Source organism: Arthrobacter sp. CAN_A212 (genome assembly GCF_015752345.1).
Lineage (GTDB): Bacteria > Actinomycetota > Actinomycetes > Actinomycetales > Micrococcaceae > Arthrobacter_D.
This window is the reverse complement of record NZ_JADOUT010000049.1, coordinates 1-5665: the sequence shown is the minus strand read 5'-3', so window position 1 is coordinate 5665 and position 5665 is coordinate 1. Positions and strand designations below refer to the sequence as shown.

Below are 5665 nucleotides of genomic sequence, written 5' to 3'. Positions count from 1 at the left end.
GTCCAGGCTTTCGTGGCCGGGTCTTGGAAGAACCGCACGGACCGGAACCGGTGCTCATCAATACCGAGCCTGACCGGTGCCATGGTGTCCACGTCAGGGAGTTTCAGCACCGCAGCATCCAACGCCCGCTGGACCAGCCACCAGGACACACCGAACGCAGAGGCGGTCTCCGACGCGGCACGCCCGGACCCGATCACCGCATCGGTCAGGGCCTCCCGCAGCCTCGCCGTGGACCGCGAGAACGCGGGTACTTGCGGGGTCGCCTCAGCGAAGGTCGTCCGGGCGCATTCGGTCTCGTCGCAGAAGAACCGGCGTTTGGACCAGATGACCTCCACCGGGCCGGCGATCCGGATGTCACGAATCCGCTGGAACCGGCGCGAGTGCCGGCGGGCACTGATCACCCCGCAGGCCCTGCAGCCAGCTTCCAGGACTGACTCGACCCGGATTCTGCGCCGCCCGCAGGCAAGGACCTCCGCGCTGGTGACCCGGTAACCGGGAAGGTTGAAAACAGTAGTGGCAGCGTCGGTACGCATGGCAGTAGGCTCGATCAAGGCTCGTGGTTCCTGTCAGTGATGAATGCGTCAAGAACATCCATCTCAGCAGGGCCACGAGCCCCTATACGTCTACGACACGAACCCGGCTTTCACCACGAACCACGGAGAGCCGTCTTGTCGCGGATCGGGGTGAGATCAATGATGACTGTCACGTACTTGTCGCCGCGGCGGGTATGCCGCCACACATGCTCATCGACGCCGATAGCACTCACGCCATCGAACCGGTGAGGGTCATCGATCAGGCGGCGCTTCCCCTCGGTCATGATCGCGGTGTTCGCCGTATGCCAGGACACCCCAAGGCCTGCGGCGACCCGGGACACGGTGAGGTGATCGACCACGACGCCTTCCAATGCCCACCGGAGTCCGCGGCGGGAGATCTTCGCCCTCCGCTCAGCTGCGAGGTCCGTGTCCTGCCGCCACGTGCGACCGCAGTTCCCGCACCGGTAGCGGCGCACCCGAACCAGCAGCGTGGTGGGCCGGTGACCGAACGGCTCATGCGCAAGCCGGCGCGTCACGGTGTCCCTGGGCGCTCCTTCCGCACCGCAGGATCGGCACCACGGATCCGCCTCGACGACACGGCACTCGATCACTGCCTGACCGGGCCCAAGGTGCTGCCCGACGGCTTCCAGGCCCAGCTCATCGAGCCGGCAGAACGTGGTGAGGTCAGGGCGAACGAAGGTAGCGTTGAACACGTCGAGGTCTTTCGGCTGGGCAGTGTGAGAACTTCCATCATCGGAAGGCCTCGACCTCTATCTCGTCACCGACGCGCCCGCCCCGGCTACACCCCGCCTGCACTCTCGTTTGCGATGAGCCACTAAAATCCCGAGTGCCCTACTGCTAGTAGGCTGGGCCCCCAATGGAAGCAACTTTCCGAGTGCCACGCCGGACCGCTGATCATCGAGGACCTGGCGCAACGGGACCTCAATTCCGACTCCGCAGATACCAAGTCGGTTACTGAAATTAGGGAACACTCCACTCGTGAGGGCACCCTTTACCTGTGCGCTTGTCTACGATTCGGGCTTCAACCGGATCATGGGGACTACTCCCTCGAGGCTTTTTGCCACATAAGCCCCATTAGCTCCTGCTGTTTTTGAGAAAGCTGGTAATACTTTCCGTAATATAGCCCGCCCGGCGTAAGAGTGATCTCCCCGACAAGCGGCCCTCGCCGTGTCGCATACATATCGATACTTGCAAAAGGGGTTGGGATCGCAGCAGAGACCCTTTGCGCCAAGTCCAGAATTGACTCCCAATTCCTAGGCCGTACAGATGGCTTGATTGTTACGAACGATCGATCGCAAGTGACGCGGTCATCCTCAATTGGGGCGAATTCCCCGTCAAACCAAGAAGAACCAGCGGGCGAAACGTTGCGATCGATCTCTACTATCAAGGCGACCTCTCCCTTGAACGCGTATGCCTTGAAATCCCGGGGCACCGCAAAATCATCCTGGTCAAGGATTTTTTCTTCGATCATTATCCGTTTGGACAAGCTTTTAGTCTGATCGAAATATTTTGCCTGCTCAGTCATGATTTCTTCGATGGTCAAACTGCGGCGCCGCAGGTGATCATAAAAAATACCATTCCTTTGCTCGAGAACCATTACACCCCGCGTGGAGTGCTGCAATGACGGCTTTATCACAAATTCGCGTGGAAGATTCTCTATAGTAATATCCGAAGGAGTGTCGAACTTTCGTAACACTTCAACAGCAGCAAACCCGTTGTCACGGCAAAACTCGTAACACTTAAGTTTGTCCTGAAGAAACCATGGAATATTGGGCTCTTTATGCGAAATCCTGGTCTCCATGAAGTCCCGCCACAAAGACACAATCTACCATCTTTCCTTAGTGAAATATTTGCAATGTTAGTTCCGGTTTCCGAGACAAGAATTCGATAGGCTAAACAGTTGGGCCCCTACCGTTAAGCGCACATGCCGCACCTGAACATAGACTGAGTTCGCTACGAATTGCTGGAGGCGAGGATGGCCTCTGACATTCCGACTAACGATCCGACCGGAACAAGTTGACGCTTCTCAATCTGGTGCTCGGCTAGAGGACCCACGTCATACCCCACTACGGGCACCCCGCAAGCGCCAGCTTCTGCGACACCGTACCCAAATGATTCCGATAAAGCCGTGCTGCAAAACACACCCCCGCGGCTCGCTACCATCCTGTGGATGGAACCCATCTCTTCTTGAGCAACATTCAAGTAGATGTCAGTTCGATCCTCGACACCATAATACCCGGCTGCCGCAAGCATCGCAGCGGTCCGCGCTGGGTCTGTCTCCAGGCTGACCACCATGAGTCCGTAGTAGTGATCAGGGAGAAGTTTAAGAACTCTCAGGAAGTCAATGTAGTTTTTTTGCGTATTTTCAAAGCGTCCGATCCAGAGCAGCGGAGTCATCCCCGGCCTCGTCTGGTTTTCCGATATTGGGCCGTCCAGCCCGAAGGACTGCTTATCGATCATGTTGGGAACCGACCGCACCGAAACATGCTTCCTCCGCGGCAATTTCGATCGGACGAAATCTGCCGCCCAATCACTCGGTGCCCTTATCTCATCAACGGCGTTGAGGTCCAAGATCTTCAACTCCGCTTCGACGATCGAAGCTACAGGCGAGTGGAACTCGTAGAAGACGGAGGTAACCCCGTCCCAGTTTAGCTTTCCCGGCAAATCGGGGACGCTCGTGATCGATATCTCCTGATAAGTGAAATGAGCCAAGAGATAATTTACGTAGTTTGCTAAGCGGTCCTTCCGAACGATTCGCACTGAACAGTTAGGGAGAGCCTCGTATGTTTGAAGGCCACCGCGATCAAAGGAAAAGATAAAATCATAGTGCACATCAGGGTTTTCAAGTGCTCTAGCACGGAAAACACTTGTCATACCGCCGAGGGAGCAATTCGTGTATATGGTCAGGACCCTTTTGCTCATCTTATGCTCCTTCGAGAAGCGTGAGCATATCGGCTGCACGCTTCGACCATGTGTTGTTCACGATATAGCTGTCAAAAGCATTCAATTCGGAATCCGTGATGGGTCTTGTCACCGCGTCGAGAACACCTTCGACAGCGGAGTCCACTGTCGTGTAGACCCAGGTACCCGGGATCGACTCGACCGACCCCATCGGGGCACTGACTGTGCGCAAGCCGAGTGCGACGTATTCGTAGATCTTGTTTGGGTCGACACCGTATGTCAGCGGGGATATCTTGAACGGAATGAGACCAGCCCGCCAAGTCTCAGCATAGGCAATGCAATCGGCGTGAGGCATCGATCCCAAATAAGTCACATTTATTGGTAACGAAAGCCCGTCCGGGAACTCATGACCGATGATTTCAAACTCAACCTGTGGTAGTCGGTTAGCCACCTGAAGAACAAGCTCCCAGTCGAACCACGATGGGGTTAGGTGGCCAATATATCCGACCTTCCGGGAGTCTTTCCTTAAGGAGATGGACTCTTGCGTACGTAGATAGGCCGCGGTTTTCACAAGCGCGTCCGGTGCGCCATTCGGGACAAGTTGGACGTCGCTACGACCCGATATCGTTTCTATTTTTTCCTGCAGGCGTGGGCTCACTGCAACAACAGCGTCAGCACGTTTCGCGACCCGCGCTTCAATAAGTGGGTTGTACCACTTGGAGTACCCGACGCGGTTGAACTCCTCCATGTCATCGCGCACCTCATAGATCACAGCCCATCCATTGTCACGCATTCGATCTATCGATGACACTACCTGCAAATCCGTGAATGAAGAGCAAATGAATTTGTTGTGCCGTCCCTTGCGATTGACTGCGGCATCCATGAAAGTCTTGAACTGGGTACGCTCGACCTGTAATAGGCGCTCGTGCGGCCTAGGGTTCTCGTCATGATCGAGAGAACCAAATGGAAAGAATATAACCCAGTTTCCAGCAGCCGCGTACTCGAGGGCGAGTCTATTCGAGCGAAGCAAAAGGGTGCTATTCCCAATCGACCGCGCAGTTGTGTAGACCACTATAAGATTTTCGTCTGCTGGAATCTGCTCGACAAAAGCCGCCAGCGAGATTTCAGTTGAGTCTAGATCGGCCGTGGAAAATAGAACGACCGAAGGCTCTTCAGTCAGTACGATCTGGTCTGAGGTCCAATCTTGCCCTCTTAGTCGAACAGAGGAGCAGTCGAACGGAAGCCTGAGAGTTGTGGTGAGCTCTGCGACATCAGGTCCTGCGTTGCACTCAAGATATACGAAGGGACCGTACTGCGGATTCACCGCGAGTTCGCCAGTCGGCGGTAGTAGCTCCCCGTCAGATCCCAGGAACTCCACCAGGACCAGTGCCTTCGCAACCCCAGTACCTTGTTGCCGGCGAAAGCGAAAGGAAACCGATATTTCCCTAGATGCTGTATCCGCAAGGTATGTTCCGACATAATCTCCAGCAAGAACAGGAATTATTTCGCCGTTGAAGTAGCCGAATTCTGTATTTTGACTATCTCCCTGCCTCTGAATAAATGGCCGGCTCAATAGTGTTGTCGAAATACCCTTTTTCCATGCGTGTCCGGCTAACTCACATCGCCTTGCCCCATCCGGCACCTCGATGGTCTTAGTCGTGCGAGATGGCGTTTCATCTTTCGTGTTTTCCAGATAGAAGAACGGACCGAGCTGTTCACTGTTGGAGTAGTTCCCAACGGGTTCCAGTACACGGTCTCCCTCGTCATAAAAGCGGTAGGCAACTAATGAAGCCCTCGGGATACCGAGTCGACCTGCGACCGATTCGATCGAAATGGCAATCGTCGTGCAGCCATCAGCCAGGGTGACTGTCTCGCGAAAGTTCTCGATTTGTTGCCCATCAGGGTTTTCAGCACCCCTGTCTACATTCTGACCATCGGTAGCTTGCTTCACGCTGGTTTCCTCTTCCTGAGACCTCATAATCCCCCGCTTCAGGCGATGTCCCCTAAGTTTGTCATCGGCAGGCAGATTCCTGAAATTGAAGTAGGGACTCGGCGTGGTTATTTGTGGGACTACATACATGCCCTCGAGGCGGATCCTGTCAGCTGCAGGTTTACCGGCTCTTCAGAATTGAGAGTGTAGTTTCGGTCTGAATCCGCCGGATTCGAGTAGTGATCTGGCGACATAGTTGGTGATGTTTGTGAAGCCGAGG

At 55.3% G+C, this 5665-nt stretch carries 4 protein-coding genes and 1 pseudogene; all 5 read right to left on the bottom strand.

Annotated elements, in window-relative coordinates:
* Positions 1-533 (bottom strand): transposase family protein (locus IWX64_RS16520; protein ID WP_334683389.1); only part of this gene is annotated, 533 nt, incomplete at its 3' end.
* A gap of 131 nt (positions 534-664) precedes the next feature.
* Positions 665-1246 (bottom strand): annotated as a pseudogene (locus IWX64_RS16515) (transposase family protein); the annotation flags it as partial.
* 347 nt (positions 1247-1593) lie between these two features.
* Entirely contained in the window at positions 1594-2355 is a 762-nt protein-coding gene (locus tag IWX64_RS16510) for an ATP-grasp fold amidoligase family protein (protein ID WP_196868216.1), read from the bottom strand.
* A gap of 152 nt (positions 2356-2507) precedes the next feature.
* Positions 2508-3476: a glycosyltransferase gene (locus IWX64_RS16505; RefSeq protein WP_196868215.1), complete on the bottom strand. Its 969-nt coding sequence runs from the start codon at positions 3474-3476 to the stop codon at positions 2508-2510.
* A 1-nt stretch (position 3477) separates the two neighbouring features.
* The gene (locus IWX64_RS16500) at positions 3478-5406 is read right to left on the bottom strand and encodes a hypothetical protein (RefSeq protein ID WP_196868214.1); all 1929 of its coding nucleotides are present in this window, start codon (positions 5404-5406) and stop codon (positions 3478-3480) included.
* Positions 5407-5665 lie beyond the last annotated feature (259 nt).